Consider the following 17,938-nt stretch of genomic DNA (forward strand, 5'->3'; position numbering starts at 1 on the left):
CGCTAAGGTCGACGACCTCGGTCGACCAGGCAAGATCACCGGCAATCTGCCGTATCGGCGCCCGGGCGGGGGTCGAGCAGCTGCCGGGCCCGCGCCGCTCGCGCCTGGTCGCCGTCGGCCTCGAAGTCCCGTACCGCGTCCAGCAGGACCCGCTTCCCGCGGGAGTCGCCGGCCCGCAGCAGCGCCTCGGCGAGGCCCAGCGCGGCTTCACCAGAGCCGTACGGGTCGCCCCCGGCCGCGAAGTCGGCGGCTGCCGCCTCCATCGAGGCGATCGCCTCGGGCCACTGCGCCAGGTCCGCGTGGGCACGCCCGAGCCGGTGGTGGATCCAACCCGTCAGGGGACGACTGGCGAGGTGGTGGTGGGCCGGCTGGTCGACCATGGCGGCCTGCCAGTCGTCGAGCGCGCGCCGGAGGTGGGTAACGGCGGCTCCGGCCTCGCCGCGCTGCCGCCGGATGTCGGCCAGGGTGTACGACGTGACGATCCGCCCGGTCAGGTCCCCCGCGCCGGTCAACTCGCGCAGCGCCCGAACGCAGGCCTCGGCGGCGCCCGCCAGGTCGCCGGCGCGGTAGCGCTCCCCGGTGAGGTAGAAGCACGCCCAGCCGAGGTTTCGCCGGTCACCTGCCGCAGCGGCCAGTCGGAAGGCCTCGCGGTGCTGCGCGATCGCGTCCGCCGGTTGGTCGAGCACCACGGTCTGCACCCAGCCCAGGGCGTTGCGCTGCGCGGCCTCCGCCACCGTGTCGCCGCTGGCCTGCGCCGCGGTGACGGCGAGGCCGAACAGCTCCGACCAGTCGATCACGTGGTGGTAGCGGTCCGAGTACCAGTAGAGCGCGTCGGCGGCCGCGATCACGTCCCGGTGCCGCCCGGTCGCCGCGGCCTGCCGCACGGCCCACCACCAGCCGTGCCGCTCGGCGGTGAGCCACGCCATGGCGGCATGGACGTCGCCGAACCCGGTGCCGGCGGCCGGTTCCCGCCTGGGGTCGGGGTCGAGCCACCGGCCGGCGACCTCCACCATCCCGAGCAACCACGCCCGGACCCGGGCGGCGGCCTCGTCGCGATCCGACGGCGGTTCCTCGGCGGCGAGGCGCTCGGCGGCGAAGACGCGAAGCAGGTCGTGCAGCAGGTAACGGTCGGGCGCCGCCGCCGGTGACAGCAGACTCGCGTCCGCCAGCGTCTCCAGCGCCGCCTCGGCCACACCGACGTCGACCCCCAGCAACTGGGCCACCGGGGCGGCGGAGTAGTCCGGCCAGGGCAGCAACGCGAGCCGGCGCAGGGTCCGCCGCGCGATCTCCGGCAGCTGGTCGTACGACAGGCTGAACCCGGCGCGGAGCCGGGTGTCGCCGGGATGCAGCAGGTCGAGGCGGCGGGTCTCGTCGCGGATCCGCTCGACCAGCCAGCCGACGCTCCAGGACGGTCGGGAGGCGAGCCGGTTACCGGCCACCCGCAGGGCGAGGGGCAGTCCGGTGCACAACCGGACGAGTTCCGTGGTGGCCTCCGGTTCGGCCGACACCCGGTCGGCGCCGACGATCTCCTCGATCAGCCTCGTCGCGGTGGCCTCGTCGAGGTCCGTCAGGCGCAGCCGGCCGGTGCTCTCCAGCCCGCCGAGGTTGAACCGGCTGGAGACCAGCGTCACCCAGCCGGGACCCGTCGGGAGCAGCGGTCGTACCTGCGCCTCGGTGGCCGCGTTGTCGAGCACCAGCAGCCCGGGGCGGGTGGCGGTCAGCATCCGGTAGAGGGCGAGCCGTTCGCCCGGGCCGGGCGGCAACGGCCCGCCCCGGCCGCCACGAAGGGTGGTGAGCAGCTGTTCCATCGCCTGGTCGGCCGAGAGCGGCGCCAGGTCCATGCCGCGCAGGTCGACGTGGCACGCGACACCGGGTATCTCCCCCGCGAGGGCGTGCGCGGCCCGCACGACCAGGCTGGTCTTGCCGATGCCCGGCTGGCCGCTGATCACGACCGTGGCGTTGCCCGGCTGTTCGGCGAGGCACCGTGCCTGCGCGACCAGCTGGTCCAGTTCGGCCTGCCGACCGACGAAGTCCGGCACCACCGGAGGGAGGCTGCTGTGCTGCCAAGCCGGCGCCGGCGCGATCCCGTGCACCGTCCGGAGCAGCCGGGCGCGCGGTTCGCCGGTCAGGCCGAGCGCGTTCGCGAGCTCCTCCACGGTCCGGCGACGTGGCCGGGCGATCCGGGCGCCCTCCAGGTTCCGTACGGTCCGCACGGCCACCCCGGCCGTCTCCGCGAGCGCCTCCTGGCTGAGCCGCGCCGCCATCCGGTGCTCGCGCAGCAGGGCCGCCAGCTGTCGCACGTCACCGGTGTGCCACCCCGGTACGGGCGGGACCGCATGGTCGGCGCTGGGGGGAAGCAAGCTGGATCCACACTTTCGGTGACGGGACGGCCCGCAGGTCGCGGCACAACAACTGGACGCTAGCCCGGTGCTGTTGCAGGCACGTTGCCGCGGTACGGCAGCCGCCGCCGCTCCGCGGCGCAAGGAGCCGCCGTCTGGGTCACCGGCTGGCGTCGACCGGGGATGCCGGTCGGCGGACGACCGGCGGGCGCGGCTCAGCAGGCCGCCGGGGCCAGTGCCGCGCTCTCGGTGATCCGCACCCGGTGCGCCCCGTTGGCCACGCTCACCAGGAAGCAGCCCGAGCCGGGCCGGAGCGCCGCCGGGACCTCCAGCAGCGCCGCGCTCCGGACCAGCACGGCGGCCAGGTCCCGGTCGGCCAGCCGGATGCCGAGGCTGTGCCGGCGCACGTGCCGCCCACCGGCGAGCAGCGCCGCGCGCCACGCCGCGGCGGCCAGCCGGGGCCGCCACACCCGGCGGGCCGTGGAAGCCCCGGGGAAGGGCCCGCCGAGCAGCTCCCGGCGGCCCTGCCGCCAGCCCGCCTCCAGCAGCTTCGCGTACGCCGCCCGGTGCTCCCGGGACACCGACAGGCGGTGCAGCACGTAGCGGCGGCGCAGCCCGCCCGTGGTCAGTTCGTGCTCCACCGGCACGTCCAGCCGATGCAGCAGCTGCCGCATCCGCTGCGCCGCGTCCTCGCGGTTGAACTCGGCGATCCCGCCCCGGTACCGCCCGACGTCGATGCGGCGGGCGTCGGCGGCCGGGGGCGGGGTGCAGCGCACCAGGCAGGCGACCTCGAAGGCGTCGGCCAGGGTGAGCCAGTCCAGTGGCGGGGGCGGCGACGACTGGCGGGGCCGGTCGAGCAGGGTGGCGGACTCGGGGGCCATCGGAACAGCTCCTTGGTCGGTGTCGGGGTTCCCTAACCGTGACCCCCGCCATCCGCGCCGCGAAACCGCTGCGCCCGAGCCTTGAGCAAAATTTGCGGCAACCCGCCCTCAGAGCTCGGTCACCACCACGTCGAGCCGGCGCGGCCCGCCGGCCGCCCGCGGCTGCTCCTCGACCGCGTACTTCAGCTCGCGCAGCGCCCCGACCAGCGCGTCGGCGGTGCGTGGCCGAGCCCCGGCGGTGAGCAGGTCGCGGACCAGCCGGCCCTTGGTGGCCTTGTTGAAGTGGCTCACCACCGACCGGGTCGGCACGCCGTCCACGTCCCGCTCGTGCAGCACCCGCACGGTCACGGTGCGCTCGGCGACCGCCCCGTGCGGCGCCCAGGTGGCCGCGTACGCGCCGGAGCGCAGGTCCAGCACCGGGCCCTTCCCGGCGGCCGCCGCCATCGCCTCCGCCAGCGCCGTGCGCCAGTACGCCGACAGCGCCCCGATCCCCGGCAGCCGCGCCCCGACCGGACAGCGGTAGGGCGGGATCCGATCGGTGAGGCGTACCGCGCCCCAGAGACCCGAGCTGACCAGCACCGAGCGGCGGGCCAGCCGCTCCGCCGCCGGCGGCAGCGTGGCCAGGTCGAGCGCCTCGTAGAGCACCCCCGTGTAGATCCGCCCGGCCGGCGCGGTGGCCGCCGCCCGCAGCCGCGCGTTGCGCCGCAGCTCGCCGCGCTGCCCCTCGCTCAGGCCCAGCGCCTCGCGGGCCGCCGCCTCGTCCGGGCCGGCGCAGAGGTCGACCAGGGCGGCCAGCACCTCCTCCCGGGCCGGGTTCAGCTCCGGCAGGGAGAGCTTCGACAGGTCCAGCCGCCGGCCGGTGCCGGCCTCGGCCTTCCCCTCCGACGGGGGCAGCAGGATGAGCATCGGCACAGCGTACGGGCCGGGTTCAGCGCCACGGCCGCACGGCGCTCTCCGGGTGGTACACCCGATAGCCACCGGCCTCGGCCACCACGGCCGCGTCGGCCCGGTCGCCGAGCAGCCGGCGCAGCCCGCGCTCCGCCGACGATCCGGCGGGCACCACGTACCCGGGGCGGGCCGCCCGCCCCACCCGCTTCCAGTACGCCGGGTAGCGGTTCTGCCCGGGGGTCAGGTTCCCGTCGAGCACCCCGCAGACCACCGCCTCGCCGGTGTTGAAGATCAGCCGGTTGCAGGTCCAGTAGTCCGTGTACACCTCGTGCAGGCCCACCCGGCCCACCGCGTCGGCCAGCTCCCGGGCCCGCCCCTCCTCGGCGCGCAGCGACGGGGCGTCCGCCACGAACGCCACCGTGCCGGCCAGCGTGGCGGCGGTCAGCGCGGCCAGCACCAGCCCGGCGAGCGCGCCGCCCAGCCGGGCCGCCACGCCCGCGGTGACCCGCACCCCGTGCGCGGCCGCCAGCCAGAGCGGCCAGAGCACCGCCGGCAGCGAGATCTGGAGCACGGACAGGTAGCGGGAGTTCCCCAGCGGGTCGGTCGCGGCCAGCGGGCTGCGCACGTACGCCAGCAGGGTCAACGCCGCCCCGACGACCAGGGCGAGGATCGCCACGGCCCGGACCCGTGCGGCCGGATCCGCGGCCCGGCGGAACGCGACCAGCCCGAACCCGGCGGCGGCCACCAGCAGCACCGGATAGAGCACCCCGAACCACTGCGCCCAGCGGGCGCAGCCGTCCATCGGGCAGAGCCCGGAGGCCAGCGGCACCCCCTCCAGCAACCCGCCGTGCAGCCGCTCCCACACCGACGGCGTCGCGCCGTCCTTGGTGCTGATCTCCCGGAACACCGACAGCGAGTCCTGTCCCTCCGGGGCGACCAGGTTGTCCTTCACCATCGGCGCGATCCCGACCAGGAAGCCCACCACCAGCAGCACCCCCGGCCACCCCACCAGGTCCCGGGGCGCGGCCCAGACCAGCAGCAGCCCGGCCACTGCCAGGTAGGGCACGATCAGCCAGTCCGACCAGAGCGCCACCCCGGCCAGCAGCCCGAACAGGCCGGTGGCCACCCAGCGGTGCCGGACCCGGTGCTCGGCGAGGGCGACCGCGATCAGCACCATCGCCAGCACCGCCGGCTTCACCTCCGGCCGGCCACCGACCACGGTGAGCTGGTCGCGGACCACCCGTTCGGAGCCGAGCGCCAGCAGGCCCACCACGAAGGTGGCCAACCAGGGGGAGAAGAGCCGGCGGGTCAACCGGTACGCCAGCCACAGGAAGACCGCGTAGAGCGCCACCAGCGGCAGCCGCAGCAGCGGCCAGCTCGCCCCGCCCCAGCCGACCAGCGGGGCCGCCAGGTAGGACTCCAGCACGCCCATGTAGCGCTGGCCGTAGAGGAAGACCGGCCGCTCGTGGCCGGTGGCGATGTGCAGGGCGGCCAGGCCGAACGTCGCCTCGTCGCTGTTGGAGGTGGGCAGGGTGAGCAGCGTCAGCACCAGCCGGTAGCCGACCCCGGCCACGCCGAGCAGCAGCGCGACCAGCGCCGGCCGGTCCAGCGCCGGACGCCACCGTCCCGGGCCCCGCTCTGGTGTTGACACGACCAACGCCCCCGTCGTCGCCTCGACCGCAGTCTGTCACGCTGGGCACCGGGCGGCGGGGTGGATCGGCGGACACCACTCGCGTGGCCGGTCCGCACGGGTTGTGGCAGGGTGACAGCGTGCCACCCACACCACCCGACCAACTGGCCGTGCCGCAGCTGCATCGGGCCGCGCGCATCGAGGACGCCCTGCACGGCCTGGTGGAGCGCCGGCTGCGGCGCACCGGGTGGCAGGTCAACATCGTCGCGTACGCCGGGTACGGCGCCCCCGGCTGGGCGCGGGTGCTCTGCCGGGTGCTGCTCGGCCGGCCCGACACCCGTCAGCGTGGCCGGCTGGAGAAGGTCCGGGGCTGGCGCAGCTTCACCACCCTGCCCGCCAAGTACGCCAAGGTCACCATCGAGGCCGGCGGCGTACGCCAGGAGGCGACCGCGGACCGCAGCGGCTTCGTGGACGCCATCATCAAGGCCGACTTCACCCCGGGCTGGGGCTGCGTACGCCTGAGCGTGGCCGACGCCGAGCCGGTGGAGGCGCTGGTCCGCATCCTCGACCCGGAGGTCCGGTTCGGCATCCTCTCCGACATCGACGACACGGTCATGGTGACCGCGCTGCCCCGGCCGCTGCTCGCCGCCTGGAACACCTTCGTCCTCGACGAGCACGCCCGGGCGGCCGTCCCCGGGATGGCGGTGCTCTACGAACGCCTCGTCACCGCCCACCCCGGCGCCCCGGTCTTCTACCTCTCCACCGGCGCCTGGAACGTCGCGCCGACGCTGACCCGGTTCCTCTCGCGGCACCTCTACCCGGCCGGGCCGCTGCTGCTCACCGACTGGGGGCCGACCGCCGACCGCTGGTTCCGCAGCGGCCGCGAGCACAAGCGGGCCACCCTGGCCCGGCTGGCCCGGGAGTTCCCCGACGTCCGCTGGCTGCTGATCGGCGACGACGGGCAGCACGACCAGGAGATCTACCGCGAGTTCGCGGCGGCCCACCCGGACAACGTGGCCGGGGTGGCGATCCGCCGGCTCTCGCCCACCCAGTCGGTGCTCGCCGGCAGCCTGCCCGCCCCGCCGGGCCGCCCCTCCGCCGGCCCGGTGGGCCAGAAGTGGCTGGCCGCCCCGGACGGCGCCGGCCTCTGGAAACTCCTCCGCGAAGCCGGCCTGGTCTGACCCGCCACCTTCACCTCAGGCCGTTGATCATGAGGTTGGCGGCGAAGACGATTTCCTCCGGTGCCGCCAACCTCATGATCACGCGACGAGGCGGCGGACCGCCTCGACGACGGCGCGGCGGCGGGTCGCCCGGTCGACCGCTGCGGCGGCGCCGGCGAACTCCGGGTTCATCGTTCCCCAGGAACTCGCGATGGCCTGGACCAGGGTGAGCAGTTCGACGGGGGAGAAGGCCGCGCCGATCCGGCCCGTCGCCTGAGCGGCGGCGAGCGCCTCCAGCCGGGTCCGGTTGGCCTCGACGACCGCCCGCAGGGCGGACCCGGACGGGCGCTCCAGCCGGTACCAGGTGGTGAGGCGCTGGGCCTGCGGGTGGTCGGCGAAGTAGTCGAACATCCGGCCCGCGTACCCGGGCAGGTCGGCGGCGTCGAAGTCGACCGCGTCGAGGGTCTCCCGGATCACGGTGGTCAGGACGATGTCGAACAGCTCGTCCTTGTTCCCGAAGTACGCGTAGATGCGCTCCTTGGCGCTCTCCGCCTGGGCCGCGACCCGGTCCATCCGGGCGCCCGCGATCCCGTACGCCGCGAACTCGGAGGTGGCGGCGCGCAGGATGCGAAGGCGGGCCGCGTCGGCGTCGCGGGTTCGGACCATGAGCCAAGGCTACCTACCGACTGGTTGGTTGTCGACGCTGCGGCGGCGCGGCATACTGGAGGCAACCAACCAACCAACCAGTAGGTAGGTAAGCAGATGACTCGCACCTGGTTCATCACCGGCAGCTCGCGCGGCCTCGGCCGCGAGTTGGCCGTCGCCGCGCTGGAGGCCGGCGACAACGTCGTCGCAACGGCGCGGCGCCCCAAGCAGCTCGCCGATCTTGTCGAGCGGTACGGCGACCGCGTCCTCACCCTCGCCCTCGACGTCACCGACCCGGAGGCCGCGGAGGCCGCGGTCCGCCGCGCCGTGGAGCACTTCGGCTCCCTGGACGTGGTGGCCAACAACGCCGGGTACGGCAACTCCGGCTCGATCGAGGACACGCCGGCGGACGACTTCCGCGCCCAGGTCGACGCGAACTTCTACGGGGTCGTGCACGTCACCCGGGCGGCGCTGCCGGTCCTGCGAGCCCGGCGCTCGGGGCACTTCCTGCAGTTCTCCTCGATCGGCGGCCGGGTCGGCGGCACCCCCGGCATGGCCGCGTACCAGTCCGCGAAGTTCGCCGTCGAGGGCTTCTCGGAGGTGCTCAACGCCGAGGTGAAGCCGCTCGGCATCAAGGTCACCATCGTGGAGCCCGGCCCGTTCCGCACGGACTGGGGCGGCGCCTCGATGCGGTTCCACCCGGTCCACCCCGACTACGAGGAGACGGTCGGCCGGACGAACGCCTTCCGCCGGGAGACCGACGGCACCTGGCCCGGCGACCCGGCACGGGCGGCGCGTATCCTGGTCGACATCGTCGATCACCCGCGTCCGCCGCTGCGCCTCCTGCTGGGCGCGACGGCGGTGGAGCTGGCCCGGACGTCGTCGGAGCAGCGGGCCGCCGAGGCCGCCGAGTGGGCGGAGGTGAGCCGCTCCGCCGACTTCCCGTCCTAGGTCCGCCGGCCGACCGACCGGGGTCGGGCCGGGGCGCGGCGCCGATCCGCGGTCAGGCGGGGCGGAGCCAGAGGACGCCGAGCGGCGGGACGCGCAGCGCCGCGGACGCCGGCATGCCGTGCCACGGCACGCTCTCGGCCCGCACCGCGCCCAGGTTGCCCACGCCGGAACCGCCGTAGTGGTGGGCGTCGGTGTTGAGCAATTCGGTCCAGGTGCCGCCGGCCGGCAGCCCGACCCGGTAGCCCTCCAGCGGCAGCGCGGAGAAGTTGGCCACGCAGACCAGGGTCTGGCCGTCGGGGGCGATCCGGATGAACGACACGGCGTTGTTGGCGACGTCGTCCCCGGCGATCCAGCGGAAGCCGGCGGGGTCGGTGTCCTGCGTCCAGAGCGCCGGGGTCTCCCGGTAGACCCGGTTCAGGTCGCCGACCAGGCGCTGCACGCCGGCTCGCGCCGGGTCGTGCAACAGGTACCAGTCGAGGCCGCGCTCCTCGCTCCACTCGCGGTCGTCGGCGAGCTCGCAGCCCATGAAGAGCAACTGCTTGCCGGGGTGCGCCCACATGTACGCGAGCAGCGCCCGGACGTTGGCCAGCCGCTGCCAGGTGTCGCCCGGCATCTTGCCGACCAGCGAGCCCTTGCCGTGCACCACCTCGTCGTGGCTGATCGGCAGCACGTAGTTCTCGCTCCAGGCGTACGCCAGGGAGAAGGTGAGCTGATGGTGGTGGTGCTGCCGGTAGATCGGGTCCTTGGAGGTGTAGAGCAGGGTGTCGTGCATCCAGCCCATGTTCCACTTGAAGCCGAAGCCCAGCCCGCCCTCGGCCGTGGGGCGGGTGACGCCCGGCCAGGCGGTGGACTCCTCGGCGATCATCAGCACCCCGGCGTGGTGCTTGTAGACGGTGGCGTTGACCTCCTGCAGGAAGGCGATGGCCTCCAGGTTCTCCCGGCCGCCGTGCACGTTGGGCGCCCACTGGCCCTCCTGGCGGGAGTAGTCCAGGTAGAGCATCGAGGCGACCGCGTCGACCCGCAGCCCGTCGACGTGGAACTCGTCCAGCCAGTAGAGGGCGTTGGCGACCAGGAAGTTGCGCACCTCGCGGCGGCCGAAGTCGAAGACGTAGGTGCCCCAGTCGGGGTGCTCGCCGCGGCGCGGGTCGGGGTGCTCGTAGAGCGGGGTGCCGTCGAAGCGGGCGAGGGCCCACTCGTCCTTGGGGAAGTGCGCTGGCACCCAGTCGAGGATCACCCCGATGCCGGCCTGGTGCAGCCGGTCGACCAGGTGGCGGAATTCGTCGGGGTCGCCGAACCGGGCGGTGGGGGCGTAGTAGCCGGTGACCTGGTAACCCCAGGAGCCGCCGAACGGGTGCTCCATCACGGGCAGGAACTCGACGTGGGTGAAGCCCAGCTCGGTGACGTACGCGGTGAGCTGCTCGGCCAGCTCCCGGTAGCCGAGGCCGGGGCGCCAGGAGCCGAGGTGCACCTCGTACACGCTCATCGGCTCCTGGTGCGGCTGCCGCCGGGCCCGGCGGGTGAGCCAGTCGGCATCGCCCCAGGCGTAGCGGGAGTGGTGCACCACGGAGGCGGTGGCCGGCGGCACCTCGGTGCGGGCCGCGAGGGGGTCGGCCTTGTCCCGCCAGTGCCCGTCGGCGCCGAGGATCCGGTACTTGTACCGGCTGCCGACGGTGGCGCCGGGCACGAAGATCTCCCAGACCCCGTTCGAACCGAGCGAGCGCATCGGCCAGCCGTCGTCCGACCCCCAGCCGGTGAAGTCGCCGACCACGCGGACCCCGCGGGCGTTGGGCGCCCAGACGGTGAACGCCACGCCCTCGTCGAAGACCCGGGCGCCGAGCGCCTCCCAGAGCCGCTCGTGCCGGCCTTCGCCGATCAGGTGCAGGTCCAGCTCGCCGAGGGTGGGCGGGTAGCGGTAGGGGTCGTCGTGCGCCGCGCCGTCGACCTCGACCCGGTAGTCGAGCACCTCGCCGGGCAGCACGGCCTCGAAGACGCCCGCGTCGTGCACCCGCTTCATGGGGTGCCGCTCGTCGCCGGCGAGCACCGTCACGTCGGCCGCGCCCCGGCGCAGCGTCCGGATGGTGGTGCGCCCGTCGGCGGGGTGCGCGCCGAGCACGGCGTGCGGGTCGTGTGCCTGGCCGGCGATCAGCTGCTCCATCGTGCGTCGTCCTTCGCGGCCGGTGCGGTCGGGGCGGTGCCGCCGGAGAGGTCGGCGGGTACGTCTTCGACGGTCAGGTCGGGCGCGGCCGGGGCCGGCGGCGCGGGCTCGGGCTCGGCCGGCGGGGCGGGCCGGCGCACGGTGAGCACGTGCGCCGGTTGCAGGTACGGGTCGAGCCGCACCGCGTTGCGCTGCCCCCAGTCGTAGTCGGCGCCGGAAAGCTCGTCGTGCACCGTGAACCGCTCGTGCCAGTCGAAGCCGAGCGCCGGCATGTCCAGGGTGGTGTTGCCCCACTGGACGGACCGGGAGTCGAACGAGCAGATCACGATCACCGTGTTGCCGGTGTCCGGGTCGTGCTTGGACCAGCAGAGCAGCGCCGGGTTGTCGATGTCGTGGAAGCGCAGGTTGCGCAGCCGGTGCAGGGCGGGGTTGTCGCGGCGGACCCGGTTGAGGGTGGCGATGAACGGGGCGAGCGAGCGGCCCTGCTCCTGCGCGCCGGCCCAGTCCCGGGGGCGCAGCTCGTACTTCTCGTTGTCCAGGTACTCCTCGGCGCCCGGGCGGGCGACGTGCTCGAACAGCTCGTAGCCGGCGTACATGCCCCAGGAGGGAGAGAGCAGCGCGGCCAGCACCGCTCGGATCTTGAACATCGGCGGGCCGCCGTGCTGGAGCGAGGAGTGCAGGATGTCCGGGGTGTTGGGCCAGAAGTTGGGTCGCATGTAGTCGGCCGCCGCGACCAGTTCCGCGCAGTACTCCCGCATCTCGGCCGGGGACGTGCGCCAGGTGAAGTAGGTGTACGACTGGGTGAAGCCGATCTTCCCGAGGCCGTGCATGATCGCCGGGCGGGTGAACGCCTCGGCGAGGAAGAGCACGTCCGGGTCGACCTTCTTGACCTCCCAGATCAGCCAGTGCCAGAAGTCGAACGGCTTGGTGTGCGGGTTGTCGACCCGGAAGATCCGGATGCCCTCGCCAACCCAGTGCAGCACCACCCGCAGGATCTCCGCCCGGATGCCCTCCGGGTCGTTGTCGAAGTTCAGCGGGTAGATGTCCTGGTACTTCTTCGGCGGGTTCTCCGCGTACGCGATGCTGCCGTCGGCCCGGGTGGTGAACCACTCCGGGTGCTCGGTCACCCACGGGTGGTCCGGGGCGCACTGCAACGCCAGGTCCATCGCCACCTCCAGGCCCTGTTCGGCGGCGGCGGCGATGAAGTCGCGGAAGTCCTCCGGCGTACCCAGGTCGGGGTGGATGGCGTCGTGGCCGCCCTCGGCGGCGCCGATCGCCCACGGCGAGCCGACGTCGTCCGGCCCGGCGGTGAGCGCGTTGTTAGGGCCCTTGCGGTTGACCCGGCCGATCGGGTGGATCGGCGGCAGGTAGAGCACGTCGAAGCCCATGGCGGCGACGCCGGGCAGCCGGTCCAGGGCGGTGACGAAGGTGCCGGACCGGGCGGGCGCGTCGACGGTGGCCGGGATCGCGCCCTCGGAACGGGGGAAGAACTCGTACCAGGCGGAGAAGAGCGCCCGCGGCCGGTCGACCCAGAGGCTGTGCTCGTCGCCGGTGGTGACCAGCTCGCGCACCGGGTGGTCCCAGAGCAGCGGGGCCAGGTCGAGCGCCGCGCCGACCCGGCGGGGCAGCTCGTCGTCCTCGTCGCGCAGCGCGGCCAGCGCCGCCCGGACCCGCTCCTGGTCGGCCTCGGGCACGAGGTCGAGGGCGGCTTCCAGCACCCGGGCGCCCTCGGCCAGGTCGTTGGCCAGCTCGGCCGGGCCCTGGCCGGCGGCGAGCTTCTTGGTGACGGCGTTCTGCCACGTCAGGTACGGGTCCTGGAAGGCCTCCACGGTGAACCGCCAGGTGCCGACCGCGTCCGGGCGGATGGCGGCGTGCCAGCGATCCTGGCCGGGCTCGCCGGGGCGCATCCGGGTGAACGGGCGGGCGGTGCCGTCCGGGCCGAGCCAGACCACGTTGCAACCGAGCGCGTCGTGGCCCTCACGGTAGGCGCGGGCCGACACGGGCACGATTTCGCCGACCACCGCCTTGGCCGGGTAGCGACCGCAGGCGACGACGGGGGAGACGTCTTCGATCGGGAACCGTCCAGTCACCGGTTCAACCTACTGCGCGAGATCGCTTCGTGCTCGGGTCAGCCGGCCGCTCCCACCGACCGGTACACCTCCAGCGTCCGCTGCGCGATGGTGTCCCAGGAGAAGTGTTCGACGGCCCGGCGGCGGCCGGCGAGACCGAACTCCTCGGTCCGCTTCGGGTCGGCCAGCAGGTCGTTGACCGTTGCCGCCAGGTCGGCCACGAAGCGCTCCGGATCGAGCGGCCGGCCGCTGCCGTCGCCGGCCTGCTCGATCGGGACCAGCAGCCCGGTCTCGCCGTCGGCGACCACCTCGGGGATGCCGCCGGTGGCGGTGGCCACCACGGCGGTCTCGCAGGCCATCGCCTCCAGGTTGACGATGCCCATCGGCTCGTAGACGGACGGGCAGACGAAGACGGTGGCGTGGGTGAGCACCTGGATCACCTCGTGCTTGGGCAGCATCTCGGCGATCCAGACCACGCCCGAGCGGTTGGCCCGCAGCTCGGCGACCAGGCCCTCCACCTCGGCGGCGATCTCCGGCGTGTCCGGGGCGCCGGCCAGCAGCACGAGCTGGGTGTCGGCGGGAAGTTCCCGGGCCGCCCGCAGCAGGTACGGCAGGCCCTTCTGCCGGGTGATCCGGCCGACGTAGACCACGCTGCGGCGGGCCGGGTCGATGCCGAGCCGGTCCACCACGTCGGTGCCGGGGTCCGGGGTGTACTGCGCGGTGTCGATGCCGTTGTAGACAACCCGAACCCGGTCCGGGTTGACCTCCGGGTACGCGGTCAGCACGTCCCGCCGCATCCCCTGGCTCACCGCGATGATCGTGTCGGCGGCCTCGAACGCGGTCCGCTCGCACCAGGAGGAGAGCGCGTAGCCGCCGCCGAGCTGCTCGGCCTTCCACGGGCGCAGCGGCTCCAGGCTGTGCGCGGTCACCACGTGCGGCACTCCGTGCAGCAGCTTCGCGGTGTGCCCGGCCAGGTTGGCGTACCAGGTGTGGCTGTGCACCACGTCGGTGCCGGCGGCACCGGCGGCCATCTCCAGGTCGACGCCCATGGTGCGCAGCGCGGCGTTCGCGCCGGTCAGCGCCGCCGGCTCGACGTACGCGGTGACGCCCGGCTCGTCGCGGGGCGCGCCGAAGCAGTGCACCCGCACGTCGGCGAGGCGGCGCAGCTCGCGCGCGAGGTACTCGACGTGCACCCCGGCGCCGCCGTAGACCTCCGGCGGATACTCGCGGGTGAGCAGGTCGACGCGCAGCCGGGCGGAATCGCTCATGCCCGGCACCCTAGCGCGGAATCCGGCCCGGCACCCGGGGGCAAACTGTGCCCGTACGAGTGGTGAAGTCGGGGCGGGATGGATAGCGTCTGAGCATGGCTGCCAAGGTGCTCGCGATCGTCCTGGCCGGCGGGGAGGGCAAGCGCCTGATGCCCCTCACCACCGACCGGGCGAAGCCGGCCGTCCCCTTCGGCGGGATGTACCGCATGGTCGACTTCGTCCTCTCCAACCTGGCCAACGCCGGCTATCTCAAGATCGTCGTGCTCACCCAGTACAAGTCCCACTCGCTGGACCGCCACATCACCCAGACCTGGCGGATGTCGACGATGCTCGGCAACTACGTCACCCCGGTGCCGGCCCAGCAGCGTCGCGGCCCGTGGTGGTTCGCCGGCTCGGCCGACGCGATCTACCAGAGCTTCAACCTGATCAACGACGAGCAGCCCGACCACGTGATCGTCTTCGGCGCCGACCACATCTACCGGATGGACCCCCGGCAGATGGTGGAGGACCACATCGCCTCCGGCGCCGCGGTGACGGTGGCCGGCATCCGCCAGCCGCTGTCGATGGCCGACCAGTTCGGCGTGATCGAGGTCGGCGCGGACGGCCGGCGGATCCGCGCGTTCCGCGAGAAGCCCACCGACGCGGTCGGGCTGCCCGACGCGCCCGACCAGATCTACGCCTCGATGGGCAACTACGTCTTCAGCACCAAGGCGCTCTGCGAGGCCGTCGAGCGCGACGCCGAGGACAAGACCAGCAAGCACGACATGGGCGGCAGCATCATCCCGACGCTGGTCGAGCGGGGCGAGGCCAACGTCTACGACTTCAAGGACAACGAGGTGCCGGGCAGCACCGACCGGGACCGCGGCTACTGGCGCGACGTGGGGACGCTCGACTCCTTCTACGACGCCCACATGGACCTCATCAACGTCCACCCGGTCTTCAACCTCTACAACTTCGACTGGCCGATCTACAGCAACCAGCCGCCGTACCCGCCGGCCAAGTTCGTGCACGCCTGGGGCGAGCGGGTCGGCCGCGCGGTCAGTTCGATGGTGTCGCCCGGGTCGGTGATCTCCGGCTCGCTGGTGGAGAACTCGATCGTGGCCCCGCGGGTGAAGGTGCACTCCTGGGCGCACGTGGACGGGGCGGTGCTCATGGAGGGTGTCGAGATCGGCCGGCACGCCGTGGTCCGCCGGGCCATCCTGGACAAGAACGTCTACGTTCCGGAGGGCGCCGAGATCGGCGTCGACCTGGAGAAGGACCGCCAGCGCTACACCGTCTCCGACAACGGCATCGTCGTCATCGGCAAGGGCCAGCGCGTCGAGCCCTGATCCACCCGTACACCGCAAGGAGGTTCCGACCGTGGCCCACCCCCGTGCCGGCCAGCCCGCCGAACCCGCCGACCTGGTCGACGTGCCCCGGCTGGTCACCGCCTACTACGCCGGGCACCCCGATCCGAGCGACCCGGCGCAGCAGGTCTCCTTCGGCACGTCCGGGCACCGCGGGTCGAGCCTGCGCAACGCCTTCAACGAGGACCACATCCTCGCCGTCACCCAGGCGCTCTGCGACTACCGCCGGGAGCAGGGCCTGGACGGCCCGCTCTTCCTCGCCCGGGACACCCACGCGCTCTCCGCCCCGGCGGAGGCCAGCGCGCTGGAGGTGCTCGCCGCCAACGACGTCACCGTGCTGGTGGACAGCCGGGACGGCTACACCCCCACCCCGTCGCTGTCGCACGCCATCCTCACCCACAACCGGGGCCGCACCGCCGGGCTCGCCGACGGCATCGTGATCACCCCGTCGCACAACCCGCCGGACGACGGCGGCTTCAAGTACAACCCCACCCACGGCGGGCCCGCCGACAGTGACGTCACGAAGTGGATCCAGGACCGCGCGAACAGCATCCTCGCCGCCGGGCTCAAGGAGGTGAAGCGCATCCCGTACGCGCGGGCGCGCGCCGCCGACACCACCGGGGAGTACGACTTCCTCGCCCGGTACGTCGACGACCTGCCCGCCGCGCTGGACATCGCCGCGATCCGGGACGCCGGGGTGCGCATCGGCGCCGACCCGATGGGCGGGGCGAGCGTGGCGTACTGGGGGGAGATCGCCGAGCGGCACCGCCTCGACCTCACGGTGATCAACCCGACGGTCGACCCGACCTGGCGGTTCATGACCCTCGACTCCGACGGCAAGATCCGGATGGACTGTTCCTCGCCGAACGCGATGGCCTCGCTCATCGCGGCCCGCGACCGGTTCAACGTCTCCACCGGCAACGACGCCGACGCCGACCGGCACGGCATCGTCACGCCGGACGGCGGCCTCATGAACCCCAACCACTACCTGGCCGTGGCCATCGGGCACCTGTTCCGCACCCGGGAGCAGTGGGGGCCGGCCGCGGCCGTCGGCAAGACCCTGGTCTCCTCCTCGATGATCGACCGGGTGGCCGCCGACCTGGGCCGGCCGCTGCTGGAGGTGCCGGTCGGCTTCAAGTGGTTCGTGCCCGGCCTGCTCGACGGGGCGGTCGGCTTCGGCGGCGAGGAGAGCGCCGGCGCGTCCTTCCTGCGCCGCGACGGGAGCACCTGGACCACCGACAAGGACGGCATCCTGCTCTGCCTGCTCGCCTCGGAGATCATCGCCACCACCGGGAAGACCCCGAGCGAGCACTGGGCCGAGCTGGCCGAGCGCTTCGGCGCGCCCGCGTACGCCCGGATCGACGCCCCGGCCAGCCGGGAGGAGAAGGCGGTGCTGGCCAAGCTCTCGCCCGAGCAGGTGACCGCGACCGAGCTGGCCGGCGAGCCGATCACCGCGACCCTCACCACGGCGCCGGGCAACGGGGCGTCGATCGGCGGGCTCAAGGTGAGCACCGCGTCGGGCTGGTTCGCCGCCCGGCCGTCGGGCACCGAGGACGTCTACAAGATCTACGCCGAGTCGTTCCAGGGCCCGGAGCACCTCACCCGGATCCAGGAGGAGGCGAAGGCGCTGGTCTCCGACGTGCTCAAGCAGGCCTGACCCGGCCGGTCAGCAGGGTGGTTCCAGCTCCCGCTGGTTGCGCTCGCGCCGCAGCTCCTCGGGGAGCAGCTCGCGGAGCTGGTCGGGCAGGAAGGGCAGGTCGAGCAGGCTCAGCTTGAGCTGGTTGCGCTCCTGGTAGCGCTTCGGGTCGAAGCGCACCACCAGGCCGGCGTTCCGCTGGTAGCGGATCTGCACCGCGCCCTCGGTCGCCGCGTCCTTGATCACCAGCCCGTCCATCTCGACGGCGACCGCCGCCGAATTCGGCCGGAGGTCCAGCCGGATGCTCTCCTCCGGGGCGAGCACCACCGACCGGGAGATGCCCGCCATCGGCGCCGACGGGGTCACCACCACGGCGTCCGCCGCCGGTGAGATGAGCGGTCCGCCCGCCGCGTAGCTGTACGCGGTCGAGCCGGTCGGCGTGCTGACCACCAGGGCGTCGCAGCGGTAGTAGCCGTACCGCTGGCCGTCCACCGCCAGGGTGGCGGTGACGAACCCGGAGCCGGGCTGGCGGACCAGCGCGATGTCGTTGAAGGCGACCACGTCGTCGCCGCACACGTCGCAGGCGAGGCAGGCGTGCGACTCGACGGTGAAGTCCTTCGCCAGCAGCCGGCTCAGCGCGTCGGGCAGGTCCGGCGGCTCGACCTCCACCAGGAAGCCGAGCCGGCCCAGGTGCACGCCGAGCACCGGCTTCGGGCTGTGCACCGCCATGCGCAGCGCGCCCAGCATGGTCCCGTCGCCGCCGATGCTGATCAGCGCGTCGGCGCGGACGGCCAGCTCCTCGGCGGGGACCGGCTCGACGCGGGACGGCACCCGGTGCTCGTCCTCGGCGCGGACCAGCAGCGTCTTGCGGTGGCGCGACGCCCACCGCTCGATGATCCCGACCACCTCGGAGACGTCCCGGGTGGGGTGCAGCACCAGACCCAGTCCCGCCACCCGTACAGCTCATCAC

Annotated in this window: 13 protein-coding genes; 4 read left to right on the plus strand and 9 right to left on the minus strand. The window is 73.7% G+C overall.

What is annotated here, in order from left to right; all coding sequences use genetic code 11:
• Nucleotides 1–35 precede the first annotated feature (35 nt).
• The 4 genes from AC0OLQ_RS11230 to AC0OLQ_RS11245 form a co-directional block, all read right to left on the minus strand.
• On the minus strand, nucleotides 36–2,300 hold the full coding sequence (locus tag AC0OLQ_RS11230) for a helix-turn-helix domain-containing protein (protein WP_484531267.1): 2,265 nt from the start codon (nucleotides 2,298–2,300) through the stop codon (nucleotides 36–38).
• 254 nt (nucleotides 2,301–2,554) lie between these two features.
• The gene (locus AC0OLQ_RS11235; protein ID WP_484531268.1) at nucleotides 2,555–3,220 is read right to left on the minus strand and encodes a hypothetical protein; all 666 of its coding nucleotides are present in this window, start codon (nucleotides 3,218–3,220) and stop codon (nucleotides 2,555–2,557) included.
• 108 nt (nucleotides 3,221–3,328) lie between these two features.
• Nucleotides 3,329–4,126, minus strand: a complete 798-nt coding sequence (gene yaaA, locus AC0OLQ_RS11240; RefSeq protein WP_484531269.1) for a peroxide stress protein YaaA — start codon at nucleotides 4,124–4,126, stop codon at nucleotides 3,329–3,331.
• Nucleotides 4,127–4,148: 22 nt separating this feature from the next.
• Nucleotides 4,149–5,759: an ArnT family glycosyltransferase gene (locus AC0OLQ_RS11245; RefSeq protein ID WP_484531270.1), complete on the minus strand. Its 1,611-nt coding sequence runs from the start codon at nucleotides 5,757–5,759 to the stop codon at nucleotides 4,149–4,151.
• A 119-nt stretch (nucleotides 5,760–5,878) separates the two neighbouring features.
• On the opposite strand from AC0OLQ_RS11245, the gene AC0OLQ_RS11250 reads away from it, so the two are divergent.
• A complete protein-coding gene (locus tag AC0OLQ_RS11250; RefSeq protein ID WP_357333101.1) occupies nucleotides 5,879–6,919 on the plus strand; it encodes an App1 family protein phosphatidate phosphatase in 1,041 nt (346 codons plus the stop codon).
• Between the two features lie 78 nt (nucleotides 6,920–6,997).
• Here AC0OLQ_RS11250 and AC0OLQ_RS11255 read toward each other — a convergent pair whose 3' ends face one another.
• The gene (locus AC0OLQ_RS11255) at nucleotides 6,998–7,564 is read right to left on the minus strand and encodes a TetR/AcrR family transcriptional regulator (protein ID WP_484531271.1); all 567 of its coding nucleotides are present in this window, start codon (nucleotides 7,562–7,564) and stop codon (nucleotides 6,998–7,000) included.
• A 96-nt stretch (nucleotides 7,565–7,660) separates the two neighbouring features.
• Between AC0OLQ_RS11255 and AC0OLQ_RS11260 the strand changes: the two genes are divergently transcribed.
• The gene (locus AC0OLQ_RS11260) at nucleotides 7,661–8,494 is read left to right on the plus strand and encodes an oxidoreductase (RefSeq protein ID WP_484531272.1); all 834 of its coding nucleotides are present in this window, start codon (nucleotides 7,661–7,663) and stop codon (nucleotides 8,492–8,494) included.
• 52 nt (nucleotides 8,495–8,546) lie between these two features.
• Here AC0OLQ_RS11260 and glgB read toward each other — a convergent pair whose 3' ends face one another.
• From glgB to glgA, 3 genes are read right to left on the minus strand one after another with little or no spacing between them, the layout of a single operon-like run.
• Nucleotides 8,547–10,649 (minus strand): 1,4-alpha-glucan branching protein GlgB, encoded by a 2,103-nt coding sequence (gene glgB, locus AC0OLQ_RS11265; protein ID WP_484531273.1) that lies wholly within the window; start codon nucleotides 10,647–10,649, stop codon nucleotides 8,547–8,549.
• Nucleotides 10,637–12,739: an alpha-1,4-glucan--maltose-1-phosphate maltosyltransferase gene (locus AC0OLQ_RS11270; protein WP_484531274.1), complete on the minus strand. Its 2,103-nt coding sequence runs from the start codon at nucleotides 12,737–12,739 to the stop codon at nucleotides 10,637–10,639. The genes glgB and AC0OLQ_RS11270 overlap by 13 nt, the downstream gene beginning before the upstream one ends.
• A 38-nt stretch (nucleotides 12,740–12,777) precedes the next feature.
• Nucleotides 12,778–13,986: a glycogen synthase gene (gene glgA, locus AC0OLQ_RS11275; RefSeq protein ID WP_484531275.1), complete on the minus strand. Its 1,209-nt coding sequence runs from the start codon at nucleotides 13,984–13,986 to the stop codon at nucleotides 12,778–12,780.
• Nucleotides 13,987–14,081: 95 nt separating this feature from the next.
• Between glgA and glgC the strand changes: the two genes are divergently transcribed.
• Together glgC and pgm are read left to right on the plus strand one after the other, a co-directional pair.
• A complete protein-coding gene (gene glgC / locus AC0OLQ_RS11280) occupies nucleotides 14,082–15,314 on the plus strand; it encodes a glucose-1-phosphate adenylyltransferase (RefSeq protein ID WP_484531276.1) in 1,233 nt (410 codons plus the stop codon).
• Between the two features lie 31 nt (nucleotides 15,315–15,345).
• Nucleotides 15,346–16,989, plus strand: coding sequence for a phosphoglucomutase (alpha-D-glucose-1,6-bisphosphate-dependent) (gene pgm, locus AC0OLQ_RS11285; RefSeq protein WP_357333094.1), 1,644 nt, complete (start codon nucleotides 15,346–15,348; stop codon nucleotides 16,987–16,989).
• Nucleotides 16,990–16,998: 9 nt separating this feature from the next.
• Here the strand turns inward: pgm and AC0OLQ_RS11290 are convergent, their stop codons facing one another.
• Nucleotides 16,999–17,922, minus strand: a complete 924-nt coding sequence (locus AC0OLQ_RS11290; RefSeq protein ID WP_484531277.1) for an NAD(+)/NADH kinase — start codon at nucleotides 17,920–17,922, stop codon at nucleotides 16,999–17,001.
• Nucleotides 17,923–17,938 lie beyond the last annotated feature (16 nt).

The organism is Micromonospora sp. Utrum1 (genome assembly GCF_057197805.1).